At 38.1% G+C, this 20,998-nt stretch carries 17 protein-coding genes, 1 tRNA gene and 1 CRISPR repeat array; of the genes, 3 read left to right on the plus strand and 15 right to left on the minus strand.

Features of this window, described 5'->3' with window-relative positions:
• Positions 1-19 precede the first annotated feature (19 nt).
• Positions 20-2,298: a CRISPR direct-repeat array (repeat unit 36 nt; unit sequence GTTGTACAGTTACTTAAATCTTGAGAGTACAAAAAC).
• 70 nt (positions 2,299-2,368) lie between these two features.
• The 10 genes from csn2-St to GMD6S_RS02815 all read right to left on the minus strand — a co-directional run bounded on the left by csn2-St (position 2,369) and on the right by GMD6S_RS02815 (position 10,507).
• Positions 2,369-3,412 (minus strand): CRISPR-associated protein Csn2-St, encoded by a 1,044-nt coding sequence (csn2-St, locus tag GMD6S_RS02770; RefSeq protein WP_001056912.1) that lies wholly within the window; start codon positions 3,410-3,412, stop codon positions 2,369-2,371.
• Positions 3,409-3,732, minus strand: coding sequence for a CRISPR-associated endonuclease Cas2 (gene cas2 / locus GMD6S_RS02775; RefSeq protein ID WP_001268300.1), 324 nt, complete (start codon positions 3,730-3,732; stop codon positions 3,409-3,411). Before cas2 ends, csn2-St begins: the two co-directional genes overlap by 4 nt.
• Positions 3,733-3,736: 4 nt before the next feature.
• A complete protein-coding gene (gene cas1, locus GMD6S_RS02780) occupies positions 3,737-4,645 on the minus strand; it encodes a type II CRISPR-associated endonuclease Cas1 (protein WP_000220253.1) in 909 nt (302 codons plus the stop codon).
• A gap of 177 nt (positions 4,646-4,822) precedes the next feature.
• The gene (gene cas9, locus GMD6S_RS02785; protein WP_001013909.1) at positions 4,823-8,188 is read right to left on the minus strand and encodes a type II CRISPR RNA-guided endonuclease Cas9; all 3,366 of its coding nucleotides are present in this window, start codon (positions 8,186-8,188) and stop codon (positions 4,823-4,825) included.
• 220 nt (positions 8,189-8,408) lie between these two features.
• Positions 8,409-8,480: transfer RNA gene (locus GMD6S_RS02790), tRNA-Arg, on the minus strand.
• A 41-nt stretch (positions 8,481-8,521) separates the two neighbouring features.
• Positions 8,522-8,869: a 50S ribosomal protein L19 gene (gene rplS, locus GMD6S_RS02795; RefSeq protein ID WP_001068669.1), complete on the minus strand. Its 348-nt coding sequence runs from the start codon at positions 8,867-8,869 to the stop codon at positions 8,522-8,524.
• Positions 8,870-8,987: 118 nt separating this feature from the next.
• Positions 8,988-9,317 (minus strand): fluoride efflux transporter CrcB, encoded by a 330-nt coding sequence (crcB, locus tag GMD6S_RS02800; protein WP_000237413.1) that lies wholly within the window; start codon positions 9,315-9,317, stop codon positions 8,988-8,990.
• Positions 9,311-9,685 (minus strand): fluoride efflux transporter CrcB, encoded by a 375-nt coding sequence (crcB, locus tag GMD6S_RS02805; RefSeq protein ID WP_000712084.1) that lies wholly within the window; start codon positions 9,683-9,685, stop codon positions 9,311-9,313. Before crcB (GMD6S_RS02805) ends, crcB (GMD6S_RS02800) begins: the two co-directional genes overlap by 7 nt.
• A complete protein-coding gene (locus tag GMD6S_RS02810; RefSeq protein WP_000362352.1) occupies positions 9,682-9,948 on the minus strand; it encodes a chorismate mutase in 267 nt (88 codons plus the stop codon). Before GMD6S_RS02810 ends, crcB (GMD6S_RS02805) begins: the two co-directional genes overlap by 4 nt.
• 115 nt (positions 9,949-10,063) lie before the next feature.
• Positions 10,064-10,507 carry a flavodoxin gene (locus GMD6S_RS02815; RefSeq protein ID WP_001162125.1) on the minus strand — a complete coding sequence of 148 codons (444 nt, stop codon included), beginning with the start codon at positions 10,505-10,507 and terminating at the stop codon, positions 10,064-10,066.
• A 103-nt stretch (positions 10,508-10,610) separates the two neighbouring features.
• On the opposite strand from GMD6S_RS02815, the gene GMD6S_RS02820 reads away from it, so the two are divergent.
• From GMD6S_RS02820 to GMD6S_RS02830, 3 genes are all read left to right on the plus strand, one after another.
• Positions 10,611-11,555, plus strand: a complete 945-nt coding sequence (locus GMD6S_RS02820) for a DHH family phosphoesterase (protein ID WP_000401763.1) — start codon at positions 10,611-10,613, stop codon at positions 11,553-11,555.
• 107 nt (positions 11,556-11,662) lie between these two features.
• A complete protein-coding gene (locus GMD6S_RS02825; protein ID WP_000414493.1) occupies positions 11,663-12,532 on the plus strand; it encodes a hypothetical protein in 870 nt (289 codons plus the stop codon).
• A gap of 163 nt (positions 12,533-12,695) precedes the next feature.
• Positions 12,696-12,938 (plus strand): type B 50S ribosomal protein L31, encoded by a 243-nt coding sequence (locus GMD6S_RS02830; RefSeq protein WP_000710762.1) that lies wholly within the window; start codon positions 12,696-12,698, stop codon positions 12,936-12,938.
• A 115-nt stretch (positions 12,939-13,053) separates the two neighbouring features.
• Here GMD6S_RS02830 and GMD6S_RS02835 read toward each other — a convergent pair whose 3' ends face one another.
• The 5 genes from GMD6S_RS02835 to pyrR all read right to left on the minus strand — a co-directional run bounded on the left by GMD6S_RS02835 (position 13,054) and on the right by pyrR (position 20,826).
• Positions 13,054-14,388 carry an Nramp family divalent metal transporter gene (locus GMD6S_RS02835; RefSeq protein ID WP_000100514.1) on the minus strand — a complete coding sequence of 445 codons (1,335 nt, stop codon included), beginning with the start codon at positions 14,386-14,388 and terminating at the stop codon, positions 13,054-13,056.
• Between the two features lie 220 nt (positions 14,389-14,608).
• On the minus strand, positions 14,609-17,785 hold the full coding sequence (carB, locus tag GMD6S_RS02840) for a carbamoyl-phosphate synthase large subunit (protein ID WP_008292738.1): 3,177 nt from the start codon (positions 17,783-17,785) through the stop codon (positions 14,609-14,611).
• Positions 17,786-18,233: 448 nt separating this feature from the next.
• Positions 18,234-19,313 (minus strand): carbamoyl phosphate synthase small subunit, encoded by a 1,080-nt coding sequence (locus GMD6S_RS02845; protein WP_000166847.1) that lies wholly within the window; start codon positions 19,311-19,313, stop codon positions 18,234-18,236.
• A 49-nt stretch (positions 19,314-19,362) separates the two neighbouring features.
• Positions 19,363-20,286, minus strand: a complete 924-nt coding sequence (locus GMD6S_RS02850) for an aspartate carbamoyltransferase catalytic subunit (RefSeq protein ID WP_001293856.1) — start codon at positions 20,284-20,286, stop codon at positions 19,363-19,365.
• Between the two features lie 18 nt (positions 20,287-20,304).
• Positions 20,305-20,826: a bifunctional pyr operon transcriptional regulator/uracil phosphoribosyltransferase PyrR gene (gene pyrR, locus GMD6S_RS02855; protein ID WP_000850018.1), complete on the minus strand. Its 522-nt coding sequence runs from the start codon at positions 20,824-20,826 to the stop codon at positions 20,305-20,307.
• Positions 20,827-20,998: the final 172 nt, after the last annotated feature.

A 20,998-nucleotide genomic window follows, 5' to 3' on the forward strand; every position in this document is an offset into this window, starting at 1 on the left:
CGTCCTTTGTCTTGTTGTAGTTGTACAGTTACTTAAATCTTGAGAGTACAAAAACGGCCAGAACAAAGAGAATTTTATGGAAACAGTTGTACAGTTACTTAAATCTTGAGAGTACAAAAACTAAGAAACTTAATTGTTAGACTGCTGATTTGTTGTACAGTTACTTAAATCTTGAGAGTACAAAAACATTCTTCTTTTGGATAAGACCCGTCAGGGTGTTGTACAGTTACTTAAATCTTGAGAGTACAAAAACGCCTAAATGTTGGTTTACATTATAGGAAAGGTTGTACAGTTACTTAAATCTTGAGAGTACAAAAACTTTGTTTCTTCAGAGTGCTTTTTACCAAAAGTTGTACAGTTACTTAAATCTTGAGAGTACAAAAACCCTGATCTGCTCAGCATTATCTATATCGCTTGTTGTACAGTTACTTAAATCTTGAGAGTACAAAAACGTCTTTATGGAAAAGTACAATTTAAAAACCGTTGTACAGTTACTTAAATCTTGAGAGTACAAAAACTTAGGTAGTACCATTTGCCATCATCCTTCAGTTGTACAGTTACTTAAATCTTGAGAGTACAAAAACGTATCCCGCTTGTGAATGAGTTGACACATTGTTGTACAGTTACTTAAATCTTGAGAGTACAAAAACTTATCTCTGGTGTCATACCAGCGCCCTTAAGTTGTACAGTTACTTAAATCTTGAGAGTACAAAAACATGTTATTCTCCTTCCTCCACGATGTTCTCGTTGTACAGTTACTTAAATCTTGAGAGTACAAAAACTACGTTTAACTTCTAAATGATAGGAATATGGTTGTACAGTTACTTAAATCTTGAGAGTACAAAAACACAGTTCATCTTCCAGAAATCTAATGCGTTGTTGTACAGTTACTTAAATCTTGAGAGTACAAAAACCAGAAAACTTATCCCCGTACCATGCTTTAGGTTGTACAGTTACTTAAATCTTGAGAGTACAAAAACGGAAGTTTTAACAATGTGGATGAGCTTATCGTTGTACAGTTACTTAAATCTTGAGAGTACAAAAACGGAGCAGTAAGCTTGACAGCTTTTTCAGTGTTGTACAGTTACTTAAATCTTGAGAGTACAAAAACCTTTCAGGATTTTACTTATTCTGATGATGGGTTGTACAGTTACTTAAATCTTGAGAGTACAAAAACTTAGTGAAATATCGTACAAGCTAGCAAAAGGTTGTACAGTTACTTAAATCTTGAGAGTACAAAAACGTGCGTTTGATATAATAAAGTGACGGGCTAGTTGTACAGTTACTTAAATCTTGAGAGTACAAAAACTTTTGATCCCAAGGCTCGTATGATACTCTGTTGTACAGTTACTTAAATCTTGAGAGTACAAAAACTAGAAAGGAGGTGAGTAAAGATGGGGCTTTGTTGTACAGTTACTTAAATCTTGAGAGTACAAAAACCCAGCGCCAATCCATCAAGTAAACCTGTTAGTTGTACAGTTACTTAAATCTTGAGAGTACAAAAACAATTGTGTTATAATGATTATAGAAATAGAAGTTGTACAGTTACTTAAATCTTGAGAGTACAAAAACCTGTTGAAATATCTCCATCGTCTGAAACAGGTTGTACAGTTACTTAAATCTTGAGAGTACAAAAACTACCCTTGATGTAACCTTTAGCACGAAGTTGTTGTACAGTTACTTAAATCTTGAGAGTACAAAAACGTTCAATCTGACTAAGATTATTTGATAATGGTTGTACAGTTACTTAAATCTTGAGAGTACAAAAACGAGTTTTTGGTTGGGATAATTATGACTGGGGTTGTACAGTTACTTAAATCTTGAGAGTACAAAAACATGATGCGTGGGTCTTCTTCCCAGCGGGCGGTTGTACAGTTACTTAAATCTTGAGAGTACAAAAACTACCCTATTTTACACCATGAAAGGGGTGATGTTGTACAGTTACTTAAATCTTGAGAGTACAAAAACAATGCTTAGAAAGGTTGAAATATCAATGTTGTTGTACAGTTACTTAAATCTTGAGAGTACAAAAACAAGGTGTTTGAAACATCTAATGGGAACGAGGTTGTACAGTTACTTAAATCTTGAGAGTACAAAAACGTTCAGGAGCAAATATCACAGTCAAGAACTGTTGTACAGTTACTTAAATCTTGAGAGTACAAAAACTGCTTTTTTATCGGTTACTCAGTTGTGGAAGTTGTACAGTTACTTAAATCTTGAGAGTACAAAAACCTTGATTGAACACTTCGTCCTCAACAATGGGTTGTACAGTTACTTAAATCTTGAGAGTACAAAAACCTCAAATTCGTCAATTTTGATTTTTGTTCCCTCAAAAACATTATAAAGCCTTAAATCTCACTCGTCAATACTATTCTTCCAAATATTTCAATAACATAGGATTGATTGATCCAATACAGAATTTTTTTTTCATTTCATATTGATACAAATTATTCAAAATTTTTAATGCCACTTGATCTTCTACAGATAGACTCATGTGGAGAATGTCCGAGCTAAATAAATAGGATCCAATTTTTCTTAAAGAAGTTAAAAATTCTTGTTCATCAGGTATTTGATTTATTGGATACTGATTGGTAAAGCGATCATACATGAATTCTAGCGAATAAAAATGATCAACATAATCGGAAACAATATTGATTTCCTCTAAAACTTCTTTCGTGACATGAAGATAACCTTCATTGGAAGGAAACAAAACAATATATAATGAATCATTATGATTAGTCAGAAACTCCATTTTCTCGCAACATTCAACAAAATCACTATAGGATAGAAAATCATCCAAATTTCGTAAGACAAGCAAAAACTTTTCAGAACTGTTCGTCGCCATGACTTCTAACATGGAAAGAAATAATAAAAACTTTGTCTTATTGTCTACAAATTCAAAGGATATATTTTTATCATTTTTTCCAAAGTATGGTAAAAAATTCTTTTGAATCAATTGATCCGTATTAAAATATTTTGCTTCGGTATGATAGATAATTTCATCTAATTGAAGATTCAACTTCTGATTCAATAGAAGTGAAATCCTATCTAGATTGTCATTGATATTTTCAATTTGCTCCATTATCTCTATAGAATTAATCTTTTTCTTTATATAATCATAGGCTACTGTTCCTTTTTTATATTCCATTTGTTCAATTAAATCATTGATATTGGACACTTGAATAACACTGAATTCTGACCGGGAAACCATTATATCGTCTATTAGTATTTTAGGCTCATTTTGTTCAAATAGAACTAAATCTTCCTCACTATATTTTTTTCCTCCAAAATACCATAATAGTATCTGCCAAATATAATATTTTAATTGCTGATCTTGACCTACAATTTGAGTAAATTGACCAAAACTTAATGAAATTTTATCCTTGTATGGATAACTAATGTTCATGTTCATATAACTACCAACTTATTATCACTGACTACTTCTTCTTGCTTTGTTTTTCCACCAATTATTAAAACCATTTCAGAAAATTGTTTTTCAGTCACAGCTAGCAAACGGACATTCCCACTTGGTAAATTACTCTGACTTAATTTTTTATAGAATTTACTTGCAAAACTTCGATTAGGACAGGTTCGATAATAAACAGAAAACTGCAACATTTCAAAACCATTGGCAATTAAATCTTTCCGAAAGTTACGATAGACCCTTTTTTCTTGATTAGTTTCCATTGGTAAATCAAAAAAACACAATAATCTCAATGCTTCATACCTCATTTCTTTAGCTCCATTCTATACTCGACACCACCGGACAGTAAAATTTACTAGTATCCTTATCAGAGATACATTTTAGAAAGCCTTTGACATATTTATCCATTGCTACTGTTACAGAACACGTTTCTTTCCCATAACGAATCTTTGCATTTAATGTATCTGTTAGCGCCAAGCGAAACTCGTACTTCAAATATTCTTCATCTCGTAAATTTTGATAGACCCAGACATCGATAATCTGCCGAAAAGGTTCCATTAGATCATCAACCAAGTTAAACTGGTTATATTCATTCTTATGGAAAATGCCAATCAAAGGATTCAAACCATAACCAGCAATAATACGTGCCATCTGCGCTCTCATGATTGCATAACCATAATTTAGGCCAGCATTGATGACATCCGTTTCCTGTTGTGTAAGACGTACGAATTTCTTTCCAAATAATTCATTGAAATAAACTTTAGCAGCATGACCTTCACGATTGGTTTTATCTCCATATTCAATATGATCTTTATAGTCTGCTAATAATTGAATGCATTCAATATTTTTCTCAAACATTGCAAGAACATCTTGCTGATTGTTTATTTTGAAGTAGGTCACTATCTGCCATAATTTATCTTTTTGCTCCTGCGTCCACAATAATTGCTCCTGTAATTTTTTATAGGCTCTAAAATGGCCATTTTGAGAATGATAAATTCCAGTAGGCAAGTGCTCATTATCACAGACAATCAAGGCAATATTGTACTTACTTAAAGCACTTAATAACCTTAAAGTTACAACAGTCTCCCCTCCTTCTGCTACAATTATCGAAATATCACTCAGTGGGATAACATAGTCTTGACCCATTTTCTTAATTAAAAGGTTATCCAACTTCAATTGCATTTTTTCACTCTGACAGACATGCACAATTCTCCAAGTCATCGTATTTCCCTCTTTCACAAAACGAAAACACCCCGCCATAAATGACAGGGTGTTGAATTCGGCATGAAGCCTTATCTTTGTAGCTTCTGCAAGATTTAAGTAACTGTGCAAGGCGTCCCTTACATTTACTATTATAATACATTGTACCAGCGTTTGCAACTCTTTTTTTAATATTTTTTAAAATTTGAGTTTTGGTTCGTCACCCTCTTTTTTAATGATATGTTTTTTACCCAAAACATCTGTTTTGACTTTAAAAATAGAGATATTTGATTTATTTAATCCTTTCAAACACCGTCCTCCTTTCGCAACATTTCCAAGTATCGTTATCAATTCTTGTTCTCCATCAAATTTAGCTTTATCATAAGGTTTTAATTCGATATAATGTTTTGCCGTATCATTCCTTGAATTAAATCTAAATAATTTTTGTTCATTGTTTTCTGAATCTTTTATTAATATCAAATCATTTTTATAGAGAGTAAATTTAAATTCAGACTGCTCATCGATACCTTCAATTCTCTTTATAGAATTATACTTCTGATTAGAAATACTATATTTCCCACTACCTTTTTCAAAGGATAAATCAGAATATTTCAAACCCATCAATTCATATTTTTTAGTCTGATGATTAAAATAAACATCTGTCCTCCAAGGCTTAAGTGACTGAAGAACCACTTGATTATCACTACTTTCTGGTGTGATATCAATGTGATTACCTAGTTTATTATCATAGTATTTAAGACTTTTAATTTCTGGACCATTACTTTTTTTACTGTACTTTCGAATAGGCCCATTTTCTTGTCTATATTTCTCAAAAGGATTGCAAGGGATCTCTTTATTTTTATCGTTCAATTCTTTAGAAGGATAGGTTCTTAAAATTTCTTCAATCACTTTTTCAAATGTTTGTGGATCTTTGTGATACATCAAGAATTTACTCTTATCTTTATTATAAATTTTAATGAAAGCATCATATCCTGCTTGACTATAAATATCTTTAATCTTACCTAAAACATAAGTTTCTTCAGACTTCTCTTTATCCAATTTCGCTTTTCTTGTTGCATAAATTGTAGCATCTGAAATTTTTCGATTAAATTTTGAATCTACTTGATAAGAAAATAGAATACTATCCTCAAATGTCTTGCTACTTAATGTATCAACAAAATGGTCATAAGGAGCTTTAAACACTAACTCTTTGTATTCATCATCACTTAATGAAATAATTTCTCCAGTCTCTGAATCAACAAACTGTCCTTCTTTATAAGCAATCAGAGGATTATTCTGTTTTTTCCATAATCTTAATTGACTCGAAGCGGCAATAATTAAGGCATCAACAGCATGATGATGGTAAGTCTCACGAGACTTTTCAAGTCCCCACTTTCTTCTTAGCTGAGAGGTAAATTGTCCACGTACCACCGAAATAGTTGTATCGAATTTATGCGCTTTATAAAAATCTTGTAGAGCATTTAAAACAACTCGAGAAGAATATCGAGTGTCAATTAAATTCCGTTCGATGAATTTCTGCTTCACTTCAATTTTACTAATATCTTCTTCCGTTAAAAGGTACTCTTTCTTTTTATTACCTAATAATTTAGACTCTTTTACATAAGATTTAAACTCACGGTAGGACCAGGCATCATCCATACTATCTAAAGCCTGAAACGGAGTACGTTGGCCTTTTTCTTGGTTTGCTGTAGCTAGAACCAATACTTTATTAGATAGACTATCATCAAACGATAAAGAAAGAGGTAAAATATGGTCAATTTCGTACTTGTACTGATTGTGAATTAAATCTGAAATTGGAATGTTCTTCCCAGTATAGAGACACTTCTCTCCCTGCTGGTGCCATAAACGAATCTTAGTAGCCAATTCCTTCTGCCCATGAAAAATACTATCTGGTAACTCTTTTTTCCCATTGTATTGGAATGCAGCCTTTTCCATAGCTGCATTTTTCTCATCTTGGTTTGCCTTTTGACGTTTTATATAATCTTTCTTAGCGTCTTCTTCGTTATTTTCACGCGCCATTTCGATAACGATATTATCAAAGATACCATGTTTTTTAGTTGCTTCATTGATTATCTTTATGGCCTGTCTGACAGATTTTGCTACTACAGGGTTATAAATTTCTTCTGTTAATTCTTTTTCATCAATATACTTGGTTCTTTTTGATATTTCTTTAGATTTTTGTTTCCCCAATCGTGTTAGAATTGTCATTTGCTCTTCTGAAGTTTCATAGAGTTCTGGTATCAATTCCATCATGAGTTTAAGAGAAAAATTATGCCATCCCTTACTAAATAGACTGCTATTATTTTTTCTAAATTGAACTAATTCAAGTACTTGGTCTTGACTAAAAGAATCCTTTAACTTTGTGTTAATCGCTTCTTCTATACCTTCTCGTTCAGTATTTAGAGTTAAAATATGGGCAAGCTCATCTAGAACATTTCTAGACAATTCCCCAACTGAAATTGTTTCTAGCGATTGCATTTTTCGATATGCTTCAAAAGTATGTATTTCAGGTTTATTGTTTACATCAACTCGATAACCACGTATCTGATCTACTGAAGCATCAATCATTTTAGCAATGTACTTCAATAAGGTTGAGGCTCCTAAGGTTTTAGCTTCCTTAGCATACTCAACAATAACTTTCTTTTGTTCCTCACTAAGTTTCTTCGTTTCTGTAGGAACTGTTAAATTATTTAAATCATTTAGTAAATTAAACTCTTGAGCAGTATAGGAAGCTTTTGAAGCTCTGTATTCATCCGGATAAAATGTACATTTCCCAATTAAAATACCAAAAATATTATCTAACGTCGTACCGTCTGTTCTAAAACGTCCATAATCCGTCCGAGATTTTTCATTACCTGGTCCATGATAATATTTTCTTTTCCCTGTAAGGATTTTTAGACAATCCTCTATAAATTCATCTGTAATTTTACTATTGAATTCCTGCTGTTTTCTAAGAATTCTTTCAGCTTCTTTTCTATAAGCAGATGTTGAAAAAACATTGATCAATCGGCGTTTCTCACCATTTTCCACAACAGTGAAATCTCCTCTTACCTGACCATATTTTTCGAAACGTTCTAGTTGGATTTGACCAGGTGTTTGTTCAGCAAGTAATTTTCTATTTTCTTCAACTGCCTTACCATAATCAGATGATACTGTACCCCCATCCTCAGAAGCATCATCTAAATAGCTAATACCACGTCTCTTAACAATGTTCTTTAAAGCTATGAACAGCTCTTCATTCGTTAGTTGCTGATTCAAGCCATCTACACGAAGTCGATATGGATTAAGATTAATGGATACCTTAGAAAAATCAGTTAACAAACCATAGTCTTCAAATAGATCTTGAAAGCGAACACCACGGTGTTTTTTCCTACGATGTAATCGTCGAGCCTGTCTATTTTTTCTTCTTTCAACATTATTATCAGCTGTTGCAGCTGGAAAAAGACGAGAATTCGCATGGATAATCTTTCCAGAATTTTTTTCTAGAATTCCCACTCCTACGGATGCAATACCAATATCCAATCCTAAAACTAAACCGTTCATAGTCAATCTCCTAACTAGTTATCATATCAACTAAATTTTACTCTTTCCTTCCTAAAAAATCAAATAATTATAAGCAATTACTTAAAATCTTTTACTATATATAATTATATTCAAATTCTCCCACTTCCATCATTCACCACAAACAAAAAAGCGTGGTCTCACGCTTTTAGATTTCTATTTTAACTTGAGTGATTTCTACATAAAAAATCAATAGTTTATATGCCCCCTGCAGGGATCGAACCTGCAACTACTCCTTAGGAGGGAGTTGTTATATCCATTGAACTAAGGGAGCTAGAGAAAAACCCTGCTGGGTGAGCAGAGTTTTTAGTCGAATTAACGACGGATTTCTTTGATACGAGCTGCCTTACCTTGAAGAGCACGCAAGTAGTACAATTTCGCACGACGTACTTTACCGTAACGAACAACTTCGATTTTTTCAACACGTGGAGTGTGAATTGGGAAGATACGCTCAACACCTACACCGTTAGAGATTTTACGAACTGTGTAGTTTTCTGAGATGCCAGCACCTTTACGTGCGATAACAACACCTTCAAAAATCTGGATACGTTCACGGTTACCTTCGACAACTTTCGCGTGTACACGAACTGTGTCACCAGGACGGAATGATGGGATATCTGTACGAAGTTGACCTTCAGTCAAGCTTTGGATTAATGGATTCATTTTATTCTCCTATCTTTGTCAATCTTGAGGAACCTTCCTCAGCGGATAAACTGTATTTTTGTGCGTCCATTACACACAAGATACAGTTTACCAAATTTCCACCTAAAAGTAAAGAAATTTATAGCAGAATTCCTAAAAAAATCGCTAGAAAACCGCCTATGTAAGTTAAGAGAAAATAGCTATAAAATACCTTCTTGTCACTTAACAGTCTTTGCAGCTCATCATTCAAGGTTGAAAAGGTCGTCAACCCTCCACAAAAACCTGTCGCTAGGATAGCATAGATTTCCTTGGACTCCACATGATTGTAGAGTAAGCCAATTAAAAAACATCCTATAAGATTGGCTATGAGAGTTCCTAGAGGTAATTTTGAAGCTTGATTATAGCGGGAAAAGAAATAACGCACCAGGGCTCCAAGTCCGCAGGCGATTGCAAGATAGACGATTACCATTTCTTCCTCCCTAGACAATAAGCCAAGAGCAGGCCTCCGCCAATACTCAAAAGTAGGTAGATGCCTAAACTAAGATAACGCTCGGTATCGAGCAACTTCACAGCATCCAAAAGCAGGCTAGAAAAGGTTGTTAAACCACCGCAAAAGCCTGTACCCAGCGCCAAAACCAAACCTTTACTGCTTCCCTTATAGACCAGATAGCCTTTTACCAGATAGACCAAGCAGAAAATTCCCAGATAGTTGACAAGGAGGGTTCCCCAAGGAAAGTCAGGACTGGCTGGCAACTGACTAGATAGAAAATAGCGGACAAGTCCACCCAACATAGCAGCTAAAAAAATCCCTAGCGGATAGAATTGTTCTTTTTTCATTTGATGTTTTGATCCTGATAGTCACGCGAACGTTTGAGAATATCTGAAAAAGTCGCAACAATGGTTTCTTGATAATTCTTATTGGTTACACGACTTCTTACCCTTTCAAAAATGACTTCTTCTCGCTTGCTATCTAAAATAGGTTTTCCTGAGGCTTTCTTATAGGCAACTACTCCCTCAACCAAATGCATCCGTTCTTCTAGGAGCTTGACGATTTGGTCGTCGATTTGATCAATTTCTTGCCGAATACTAGCTAAATCCATAGTGTCTCCTCCTTTATTTGAATTATTGTATCAAAAAGCCAGCAAATAGGCTAGTAAAATCTAGTTTAACTACTAAAAACTGCACTGACTCCTTCCAGTCAGTGCAGTTTGTTTCTTATCCTACTTTTGCAGCCAATTCTTCTGCGAATTGTTCCAAGCGTTCGATGTCTTCTTCTTCGGCAGAAAGGTCTACTTTAACGCACTCTGAACCTTTTTCAGCTCCTGTCGCTACAAATACACGATCAAAGTCATCAACAGCCTTACAGAATTCGTCGTAGAAGGTATCTCCTGAACCGACCACTCCGTAGATTTTGCCATTCAAGTTGAGATCAGCTAGGTCTTCGTAGAAGTCCATCATCTCATCTGGCAATTCTCCATCTCCGTAAGTGTAAGTCGCAACGATTGCGATATCCGCTTCCAAGAAGTCTGAAGCGTCAACAGTCGTACATTCATCAACATCGACATCCAAGCCCAAATCTCGCAATTTATCTGCTACAATATCTGCAATTTCTTCGGTATTACCGGTCATACTGGCAAATACAATTTTTGCTAATGCCATATCGTCCTCCTCAATTTATCTTTCTCCATTATATCATATCTTTTTCATTTTAAAAATAAAAATTCTTGTGCTACAATGAAATGAGAAAGAATTGAGGTTATTTATGGAAATTTGCCAGCAAATATTAGAGAAAATCAAAGAATACGATACCATTATCATTCACCGTCATATGAAACCAGATCCAGATGCCATAGGGAGTCAGGTAGGCTTGAAAGCTCTTCTCACACACCATTTTCCTGAAAAGACCATCAAAGCCGTCGGTTTTAACGAACCAACTCTAACTTGGATGGCGGAAATGGATACTGTCCAAGACAGTGACTACCAAGGAGCTCTTGCTATTATTTGTGATACAGCGAATCGTCCTCGTATCGATGATAAACGCTACGAACAAGCTGATTTCACCATCAAAATCGATCACCATCCAAATGATGATATCTATGGTGACCTATCTTGGGTGGATACAAGTTCAAGCAGCGCCAGTGAGATGATTGCTCTATTTGCTCAAGAAAATCAGCTAGCTTTATCTAGTGAAGCGGCACGACTTCTCTATGCAGGAATTGTTGGAGACACAGGGCGTTTTCTCTACCCGTCAACTAGTGCCCGTACCTTTAGAATAGCTGGCCAGCTCCGAGAAATTGATTTTGACTTTGCTGGATTGTCTCGTCAAATGGATACCATGAGCTTCAAGATTGCAAAATTGCAAGGATATGTTTATGATCACTTAGAAGTTGATGAGAATGGGGCTGCACGCGTTCTGCTTACTCAAGACATCTTGGAAAAATATAAGGTTACGGATGCTGAAACAGCGGCAATTGTCGGAGCACCTGGTCGAATTGATACTGTTAAGGCTTGGGCTATCTTTGTTGAGCAAGCTGATGGTCACTTCCGTGTGCGAATGCGCAGTAAAATTACCCCTATCAATGAAATTGCCAAAGAACACGACGGAGGAGGACATCCATTAGCTAGTGGCGCCAATTCCTATAGTCTAGAAGAAAACGAACAAATATACAAAGAACTGAAAGAGGCTCTACAGGTTCACCAAGGCTAAGAAAGAATTTTCTTGGCCTTTTATATGCTAGATTCTTAAAATATACGGTTTCTTTGTACCTCAGTTTATGGTATAATAAATCAAACTGAATAAAAGGAGACTTAATAATGGAAAAAAATCGTTTGTTTATCCTCATTTCTGCTGGAGTAGCAATCCTTGGTTCACTTTTGCCATGGGCTAGTTTAAATGCAGGTGCTTTTGGGTCCTATAGTGTGAATGGTTACCAAGGAGATGGGTGGTTTGTCATTATCGCAGCTATTGTGTCTATTGTTCTTGCGTGCTTGAATAACATGAATAAAGCAATGCCTAAAGGGTTCTCAATTGGTGTCATTGTTGCGGGTGCAATTGCAACTCTCGTTACACTAAATAGTCTCTTTAATGTAAATAAATACATGTCTAACTTTGGTGGATATGGCATTTCAATCGGCTTTGGTTTGATTTTAGCTATTCTTGCTAGCATTGCACTAGTTGTAACTGGTCTCTTGGCAATGTCAGGTGGTAAAATTACCAAAGAATCATTTACTGAATTAGCTGAGTCTGGTAAAGATTTTGCTCAAACTGTCGGACGTGTAACAAGCTCTACCGTTAAAACTGCAGTCGAAGAAATCAAAAAAGAATCTCAAGAACGTAAAAAAGAAGAAACTACAGCTGAAAAAACAGAGACAGCTAAAGAGGAAACCGAGCAAAAAGAGGAAGCTAAGGAACCAGCTAATGTAGAAGCTGAATCAACAGCAGAAAACGCAGAACCAGTAAAAGAAGAAACTACAGAATCTGAAACAAAAACAGAAGCTGAGCCAGTAAACGAACCAACAGAAACAGAGGCTGAAGCTGAAACTGAAACTGTAACAGAATCAACAGAAACAGAACCTACTGAAACTGAAAAAGAGGCTAAATCAGCAGCAGAAAACACAGAACCAGTTAAAGAAACAGAAGTAAAAAATCAACAAGAAGAAAAAACTCCAAATCAAGAGAACTAATCATTCTTCTACCCTCACTCCAGTAAACACTGGAGTGATTTTTTATCAAGATTTTTAATAAAATCAGGGAAAAGACTTGCCAAACTTATCAGAATCTGATAGACTAGTATGGTAACAATCTATGGCTCGCAAAGAGACCATGGCAGAAAGGAAATATTGCAAAATGAAAAAAGATATCCATCCAGAATATCGCCCAGTTGTCTTCATGGACACAACTACTGGTTACAAATTCCTTAGCGGTTCAACAAAACGCTCTAACGAAACTGTTGAGTTCGAAGGCGAAACTTACCCATTGATCCGTGTGGAAATTTCATCAGACTCACACCCATTCTACACTGGACGTCAAAAGTTCACTCAAGCAGATGGACGCGTGGATCGTTTCAACAAAAAATACGGTCTCAAATAATCAAAAAAAGAACAGTTACCACTGTTCTTTTTTTGTACTTCTTTTTATGAACCAATCACTACTACTTTCTATTTGTCAACCTTCACGCTGACACTATAATTGATTTCAAACGAGGTTAAAAAATATCGAAAAGAAGCTTGATATTGAGAATGGTCAAGATGATTGAAACTGCGTAACCTAGGATGGTGTTCCACTTGGCATTAGTGAATTCTCCCATCAGTGACTTCTTAGAGGTCAGATAGATTAAGGGGAAGATTGAAAACGGAAGAGCGATTGACAGAAATACCTGTGAATAGACCAATAACTGATCCAAGGTTTTTTCTTGATGTCCAAACAAGACGGCGACTATAATCACAGGAAGCAAGGCAAAAATACGGGTACCGATACGGATTATCCACTGAGGCAATTTCAGATGCAAGAAACCTTCCATGACAATCTGTCCTGTCAAAGTACCTGTAATGGTCGAATTTTGACCACTTGCTAAGAGAGCTAGGGCAAATAAAGTTGACAGAGTTGAGCTGGCTATAGCTCCTGCTATTGTCGAATCCTGTAAAGCATTGTACATTTGAGAAAAAGCTGAAATTTCAGATGCATGCCCAAAAAAGAGAGATGCCCCTAAAATAAGAAGCAAGGAATTGACAATAAAGGCTAGAGACAACTGAAGATTTGAATCCCAGGTCATAAAACGCACAGCTTTTCGAACATCCTTCTTATCTTTGTGATTGATTTTCCTTGTTTGGGATAGGGATGAATGAAGATAGAGATTATGGGGCATGACTGTCGCTCCTACAATCCCTAAAGCCAAGGTCAATTGGCTTTCATGACCTGGCAATGGTGTTTCAAATAATGTTGAAGTCGGTAAATAACCACCAAAGATACCCTGAATACTTGGATTGGATAAAGCTACCAGATAGGTAAAGATGGCTAATATGGTTAAAATAAGAGTCGTAACAATGGCTTCAATTTTTTTGAAGCCAAATTTCATCAACAACAACAAAAGAAATACATCCAAAACGGTTAAGAGGATAGCGACCATAATCGGTATTTTAAATAAAAGATTTAAGGCAATTGCTGAGCCTAGAACCTCAGCTAAGTCTGTCGCCATTAAAGCTAATTCTAAAATCACCCATAGACTATAGCGAAGCCATTTGGGAGCATGATGAGCTGTTGCCTGTGCTAGGTCCATCCTAGTCACGATACCGAGCTTTCCAGCCATCTGTTGTAGCTGCATAGCGATGATGGATGAAATTAAAATAACAAATAAGAGACTATATTTGTAGGAAGCACCACCAACTACACTGGTAATCCAGTTTCCAGGATCCATATAACCAACTGCTACAAGTGCTCCAGGACCTAAAAAAGCTTTTAGATTTTGCCAAAAATGATTGTTATTGGGAGTTTCAATAGATTGATTGATCTCAGAAAGAGAGACTTTTTTATAAGAGGACATAGGGATTTTACACTTTCTAATCTGTCTTTACATATTTCTTAATAGAATATTTTTTGAAAGAATGATGAAAATAGTTTACCTATTTCCAATTCACGCTTATTATATCACATTTTAGAATGATTACAAATAAAAAAAATGATAGTTGAAATAAGCAATATCAGTATTGCAAAAGCCAGCGTTTTCTGACGCTGGCTTTAAAACTGTAAAAATTCTTTCTCAACTAGATCGCTTCTGTGACAAAACTACGGCTTTCTAGCACCTTAAGCATGGCATTAGCTGTATCTAGGGCTGTAAATAGTGGCACACCGTGTTCAATAGCTGAACGGCGGATTTGCTCACCATCTTCGTCAGCAGTTCGCTTGGTTCCGACAGTATTGATAATTGCTTGAATTTTCCCTTTGCGAACAAAGCTTGGGATATCCTGTTCATCGTCACCGATCTTACCAACAGGTTGGGCTTGCAGTCCATGACTAGCAAAGAAGGCTGCTGTCCCTTCTGTCGCGAGGATACCGTAGCCGATATTTTGGAAACGACGAGCCAAGTCCAAGGCTTCATCTTTGGCATCATCAGCGATGGTAAAGACCACATTTCCAAAAGTTGGCAAGTGCAGGTAAGAAGCTTCAAAGGCCTTGTACAAAGCTTTTTCAAGAGTAGTATCAGAACCCATAACTTCCCCTGTTGACTTCATTTCAGGACCGAGCAAGCTGTCTACCTTAGCTAGTTTCGTAAAGGAGAAGACTGGCGCCTTGATATGAACGCGAGTGCTTTCTGGATAAAGTCCATCTTGGTAGCCAAGTTCTTCAAGACTTTGACCAAGAATGAGCTTGGTTGCTACTTGAGCCATAGGAATATTAGTTACCTTAGAAAGGAATGGCACCGTACGGCTGGCACGTGGATTGACCTCAATAACGTAGACTTTTTCATCCTTGATGACAAACTGGATGTTCATCATCCCAAGACAGTTAAGGCCGATTGCTAGGCGTTTGGTGTAGTCTGCGATAGTTTCCTGAACCTTTCGCGACAAGGTTTGTGGAGGATAAACAGCCATGGAGTCACCTGAGTGGACACCAGCACGCTCGATATGTTCCATGATACCAGGGATAAGGACATTTTCTCCATCTGAAATGGCATCAACTTCACACTCTTGCCCAACGATGTAAGAGTCAACAAGAACTGGGTGGTCTGGACTAGCCTTAACAGCGGTACGCATGTAAGAACGGAGGTCTTCTTCGTTTTCAACGATTTCCATGGCACGTCCCCCCAAGACATAAGATGGGCGAACAAGGACTGGGAAACCAATCTTGCGAGCTGCAAGCACGGCTTCTTCTTCATTGGTAGCCGTTTGTCCTGGTGGCTGTGGAATATCCAGGTCTTTTAGAGCTTGCTCGAAGAGGTCACGGTCTTCTGCACGGTCTAGATCAGCGACTTGCGTACCAAGGATGGTCACACCAGCTTTTGCCAAGGGCTCTGCAAGGTTGATAGCTGTTTGACCACCGAACTGAACAATAACGCCTTTTGGTTGCTCCAAATCAATGACATTCATGACATCTTCAAAAGTTAATGGCTCAAAGTAGAGCTTGTCAGACACAGAGAAGTCCGTCGAAACAGTCTCTGGATTTGAGTTCATGATGATGGCTTCATAACCAGCAGCCTGAATCGCCTTAACAGAGTGAACAGTTGCATAGTCAAACTCAACCCCTTGTCCGATACGGATTGGACCTGAACCTAGGACTAGGACGGATTCCTTATCAGACTTGATAGACTCATTTTCCCATCCATAGGTTGAATAGAAATATGGTGTTTCAGAGTCAAACTCCGCCGCACAGGTATCGACCATCTTGTAGACTGGGACAATCTTGTTTTCCAAGCGAAGTTGGCGAACTTGCTCAGCTGTCGTTTCCCAAAGCTCCGCAATCTTGCGGTCTGAAAATCCATTGAGTTTAGCTGTTTTCAAGACTTCTAGATCTTGTGGATGGGCACCTAATTCTTGCTCAATTTCAAAGATGTGCAAGAGTTTATCAAGATAAAAGATATCAATTTTCGTAAGCTCAGCGATTTCTTCTGGTGTGTAACCACGGCGAATAGCTTCTGATACGTAGAAGAGACGGTCATCTTGGGCCTTGACAACCTTTTCAATCAAGGCATCATCAGAAACGGTTGCCAATTCAGGCATTTCATTGTGGTGAACCCCAATTTCAAGTGAACGACAGGCTTTAAGAAGAGACTCCTCAATGTTCCGACCGATGGCCATAACTTCTCCAGTTGCCTTCATCTGGGTACCGAGACGACGTTCCCCTTTTTCAAACTTGTCAAATGGGAAACGTGGAATCTTAGCAACGACGTAGTCAAGAGCTGGTTCAAACATAGCATAAGTTGAACCTGTAACTGGGTTGATGACCTCATCCAGAGTCAAACCAACGGCAATCTTGGCAGCCAATTTGGCAATCGGATAACCCGTCGCCTTAGAAGCAAGGGCAGAAGAACGCGATACACGAGGGTTTACTTCGATAACATAGTACTTAAAGCTATGGGGATCAAGGGCTAGCTGAACGTTACATCCACCTTCAATCTTGAGAGCGCGGATAATGCTCAAGCTGGCATCACGAAGCATTTGGTTTTCATAGTCTGACATGGTTTGCGCAGGGGCAAATACAATAGAGTCCCCTGTGTGAATTCCAACTGGGTCAAAGTTTTCCATGTTACAAACAACGAGGGCATTGTCAGCCGAGTCACGCATAACTTCGTACTCGATTTCCTTGAAACCTGCAATGGAACGCTCAATCAAACATTGGGTAACAGGTGACAGTTTCAAACCATTTTCAGCGATTTCACGCAATTCTTCCTCATTGGCACACATACCACCACCAGTACCACCTAGGGTAAAGGCTGGACGGACGATGACAGGGTAGCCGATTGACGCCGCAAAGGCAACAGCTTCTTCCACTGTGTTGACAATTTCAGATTCAGGGATTGGCTGCTCAAGCTCTTCCATCAATTGTTTAAAGAGGTCACGGTCCTCCGCTTGGTCGATGGCCGATAATTTAGTACCGAGAAGTTCTACTCCCAATTCATCTAGGATACCATTTTTAGACAATTCCATGGCCATATTGAGCCCTGTTTGGCCTCCAAGAGTTGGAAGCAAGGCATCTGGACGTTCCTTACGGAGAATACGCGTCACAAACTCAAGTGTAATTGGTTCGATGTAAACCTTGTCAGCAATCTCCTTGTCCGTCATGATGGTGGCAGGGTTTGAGTTCACCAAGACAACCTCATAACCTTCCTCTTTCAAAGACAAGCAGGCCTGGGTCCCAGCGTAGTCAAACTCAGCAGCCTGACCAATAATAATCGGACCAGAACCAATCACCATAATTTTTTGAATATCTGTACGTTTAGGCATTTATAAGATATTAAGGGCGTCAAGCGGACAAAGCTAAAATAGGAGTTATGACGAAGAACTATCAGTTCTAGGAATAACTATCTTTTTAGCACCGTCCGTAGCCCGTATTCAGTTCAGCAAATACGGACCACCCTTCTCCTTTCTATTCGGCAACTCTCGGGTTGCCATTAAATAAATTCTCCGACGATTTTTTAGAGAAACGATATTTTTCGATAAAAAATCTAGTGCAGGGAGTTTTTAGTTCGCCTGATAGCGACTAAAAGAAACGACCTGCCTTTCTATTCGTCGCCTCACAGAGCGACATTAAATAAGATACAAAGGACGAATAGAAAGCGATTGAATTTTAGGAAATCAAGGAAGGATTGACAATCCAAGTTGGTTTCTCTAAATTCCGAGCTTTCCGTCCGTGTTCAGTTACATAAATTCTCCGACGAGCTTTTACTCGTTCTTAGTTTGCTTGTTTAAAAGCTTCCATCATCTCGATAAACTCGTCAAATAGGTAGCTTGCGTCGTGTGGACCAGGAGCTGCATCTGGGTGGAATTGAACAGAGAAACCTGGTTGGTATCTGTGACGCACACCTTCAACTGACTTGTCATTGATTTCTTCGTGAGTAATAATCAAATGCTCTGGCAAGTCCTCACGGCTGACTGCATAACCGTGGTTCTGGCTAGTAAAGTCTACACGGCCTGTAGCAATCTCACGTACTGCATGGTTAAATCCACGGTGTCCAAATTTCATCTTATAAGTCTTAGCCCCGTTTGCCATAGCAAAGAGTTGGTGCCCCATACAAATTCCGAAGATTGGGATTTTTCCTTGCACACCACGAATCATGTCCAGTGCTTCTGGAACATCTTCTGGGTTACCTGGACCATTTGATAACATAACTCCATCAGGATTGAGGTGGAGAATTTCTTCTGCCGTTGTTGAATACGGAACAACCGTAACGTTACAGTTGCGCTTAGAAAGTTCACGTAGAATTGAGTGCTTGAGCCCAAAGTCTACTAAGACCACGCTCAAACCAACTCCTGGAGCTGGATAGGAAGTTTTAGTAGAAACTTGTTTGATATTGTCTGTCGGCAAGACTGTTGCTTGGAGCTGGTCCGTCACATGGTCCATACTGTCCCCAACGTGAGTCAAGGTTGCACGCATGGTACCATGCTTACGGATAATCTTGGTAAGTGCACGCGTATCAATCCCTGAAATACCTGGAATTTTCTTAGCTTTCAAAAATTCATCCAAGGTCATTTGGTTGCGCCAGTTGCTAGCTCGACGCGCTTCTTCGAAAACGACAACTCCCTTACAAGTTGGAATGATGGATTCGTAATCATCACGATTAATGCCATAATTTCCTACCAAAGGATAGGTAAAGGTCAAGATTTGCCCATTATAAGACTGGTCAGTAATGGATTCTTGATAGCCTGTCATCCCTGTATTAAAGACGATTTCGCCTGTTACATCTATATCTGCTCCGAAGGCCTTGCCTTCAAAAACTGTACCATCTTCTAATACTAGAAGTCTTTTTGTCATATTTTCACCTCTCGTGGACGCTCACTGGCGTCTTTTAACGTCTTGTGTTTTAGTTGGCGTTTCTACTCGCCAGTACGGATTCTAAGATTGCCATTCGAACAAAGACACCGTTGGTCATTTGTTGGACAATGCGTGATTTTGATGCTTCAACCAAGTGGTCAGCAATTTCCACATCTCGATTAACTGGAGCAGGATGCATTATGATTGCTGTTTCTTTTAAGCGATTATAGCGTTCTTGGTTCAAACCGTGTTGAGCATGGTAATCTTCTTTTGAAAAAACGGCTCCACTATCATGGCGTTCATGTTGAACTCGGAGTAACATCAGAACATCCACCTGATCAACAATCTCATCAATAGTTACAAACTGTCCATAGTCCGCAAATTCTTGACTTCTCCATTCCTCAGGTCCTGCAAAGTATAGTTCAGCTCCCAAGCGTTTCAAAATCTGCATATTGGACTTGGCAACACGTGAGTGGTCCAAGTCGCCTGCAATAGCAACCTTGAGACCCTCAAAGTGCCCAAATTCCTCATAAATGGTCATCAAATCAAGCAAGCTCTGGCTAGGATGTTGACCTGAGCCATCACCACCATTGATAATGGAAGTCGTAATCGACGGACTCGCAATCAACTCTCTGTAATAGTCAACCTCTGGGTGGCGAATCACACAGACATCCACTCCTAGAGCAGATAGGGTCAAGATGGTATCATACAGTGTCTCACCCTTATTGACCGAACTAGTCTTCACATCAAAGTCAAGTCGTTCCAGCCCCAGCTTAATCTCTGCCACTTCAAAGGACTTATGTGTCCGTGTAGAATCTTCAAAGAAGAGATTCGATACGATAGGTTTGTTCTCGTAGGGAAGTTGGGCTCCGTTTTTAAACTCGATCCCTCGTTTGATCAATTTCATCACTTGATCAACTGTAAGGTCTTCCATGGAAACCACATGGTTCAATGCTTGTTGATTTTCTGACATGGCTACTCCTTCAGCTTTCTAAGCTTCTTCAGTAATCAGAACTCTGTCTTGGCCATCAAGTTCTGTCATCTCTACGATGATTTCTTCAGAACGACTGGTTGGGATATTTTTCCCAACGTAATCTGGACGGATAGGCAATTCTCTATGTCCACGATCAACTAGCACCGCAAGACTCACGCGCGCAGGACGACCATGGCCGACAATGTTATCAATAGCAGCACGGATGGTACGGCCTGTATAGAGTACATCATCCACCAAGATAACTTCACGGTCTGTCACATCAACAGAAATCAAAGAAGTATCTTCTCCGCTTTTAACATCATCACGGAAAGGTTTGGTGTCCAATTCCACAACAGGAACAGTGATGTTTTCCAACTGCTCCAAGCGTTCTTTGATACGATGAGCGATGAAAACACCACGCGTTTTTATCCCAGCTAGGATAATTTTATTCAAATCTTTATTGCGCTCAATAATCTCATAAGTAATTCGCGTAATCGCTCGTTTGACAGTCAATTCGTCTACAACTTCTTTTGTCTTCATGACAAACCTCCAAAAAGAAAAGTCTCCTTCTACAAGGAGACTTGAAATGTATAGCTAAGCGAGCCCTACTGTATACAGTATAGACTTCACCCTTCTACTTTATCGCGCTCCTTGCCTGCCTCACGGGACAGGTTTAAAGGACTATTTAGTTATCATTTACTATAGCACAAAG

It is taken from the genome of Streptococcus sp. GMD6S, from assembly GCF_000297015.1.

What these genes read in the sequence shown, in the direction of transcription:
- cas9 (WP_001013909.1), bottom strand. Translation starts at nt 8,188, where the DNA reads ATGAACGGTTTAGTTTTAGGATTGGATATTGGTATTGCATCCGTAGGA.
- GMD6S_RS02835 (WP_000100514.1), bottom strand. Translation starts at nt 14,388, where the DNA reads ATGTCCTCTTATAAAAAAGTCTCTCTTTCTGAGATCAATCAATCTATT.
- GMD6S_RS02845 (WP_000166847.1), bottom strand. Translation starts at nt 19,313, where the DNA reads ATGACAAAAAGACTTCTAGTATTAGAAGATGGTACAGTTTTTGAAGGC.
- carB (WP_008292738.1), bottom strand. Translation starts at nt 17,785, where the DNA reads ATGCCTAAACGTACAGATATTCAAAAAATTATGGTGATTGGTTCTGGT.
- cas2 (WP_001268300.1), bottom strand. Translation starts at nt 3,732, where the DNA reads ATGAGGTATGAAGCATTGAGATTATTGTGTTTTTTTGATTTACCAATG.
- GMD6S_RS02830 (WP_000710762.1), top strand. Translation starts at nt 12,696, where the DNA reads ATGAAAAAAGATATCCATCCAGAATATCGCCCAGTTGTCTTCATGGAC.
- GMD6S_RS02815 (WP_001162125.1), bottom strand. Translation starts at nt 10,507, where the DNA reads ATGGCATTAGCAAAAATTGTATTTGCCAGTATGACCGGTAATACCGAA.
- crcB (WP_000712084.1), bottom strand. Translation starts at nt 9,685, where the DNA reads ATGAAAAAAGAACAATTCTATCCGCTAGGGATTTTTTTAGCTGCTATG.
- rplS (WP_001068669.1), bottom strand. Translation starts at nt 8,869, where the DNA reads ATGAATCCATTAATCCAAAGCTTGACTGAAGGTCAACTTCGTACAGAT.
- crcB (WP_000237413.1), bottom strand. Translation starts at nt 9,317, where the DNA reads ATGGTAATCGTCTATCTTGCAATCGCCTGCGGACTTGGAGCCCTGGTG.
- GMD6S_RS02810 (WP_000362352.1), bottom strand. Translation starts at nt 9,948, where the DNA reads ATGGATTTAGCTAGTATTCGGCAAGAAATTGATCAAATCGACGACCAA.
- csn2-St (WP_001056912.1), bottom strand. Translation starts at nt 3,412, where the DNA reads ATGAACATGAACATTAGTTATCCATACAAGGATAAAATTTCATTAAGT.
- pyrR (WP_000850018.1), bottom strand. Translation starts at nt 20,826, where the DNA reads ATGAAGACAAAAGAAGTTGTAGACGAATTGACTGTCAAACGAGCGATT.
- cas1 (WP_000220253.1), bottom strand. Translation starts at nt 4,645, where the DNA reads ATGACTTGGAGAATTGTGCATGTCTGTCAGAGTGAAAAAATGCAATTG.
- GMD6S_RS02850 (WP_001293856.1), bottom strand. Translation starts at nt 20,286, where the DNA reads ATGTCAGAAAATCAACAAGCATTGAACCATGTGGTTTCCATGGAAGAC.
- GMD6S_RS02825 (WP_000414493.1), top strand. Translation starts at nt 11,663, where the DNA reads ATGGAAAAAAATCGTTTGTTTATCCTCATTTCTGCTGGAGTAGCAATC.
- GMD6S_RS02820 (WP_000401763.1), top strand. Translation starts at nt 10,611, where the DNA reads ATGGAAATTTGCCAGCAAATATTAGAGAAAATCAAAGAATACGATACC.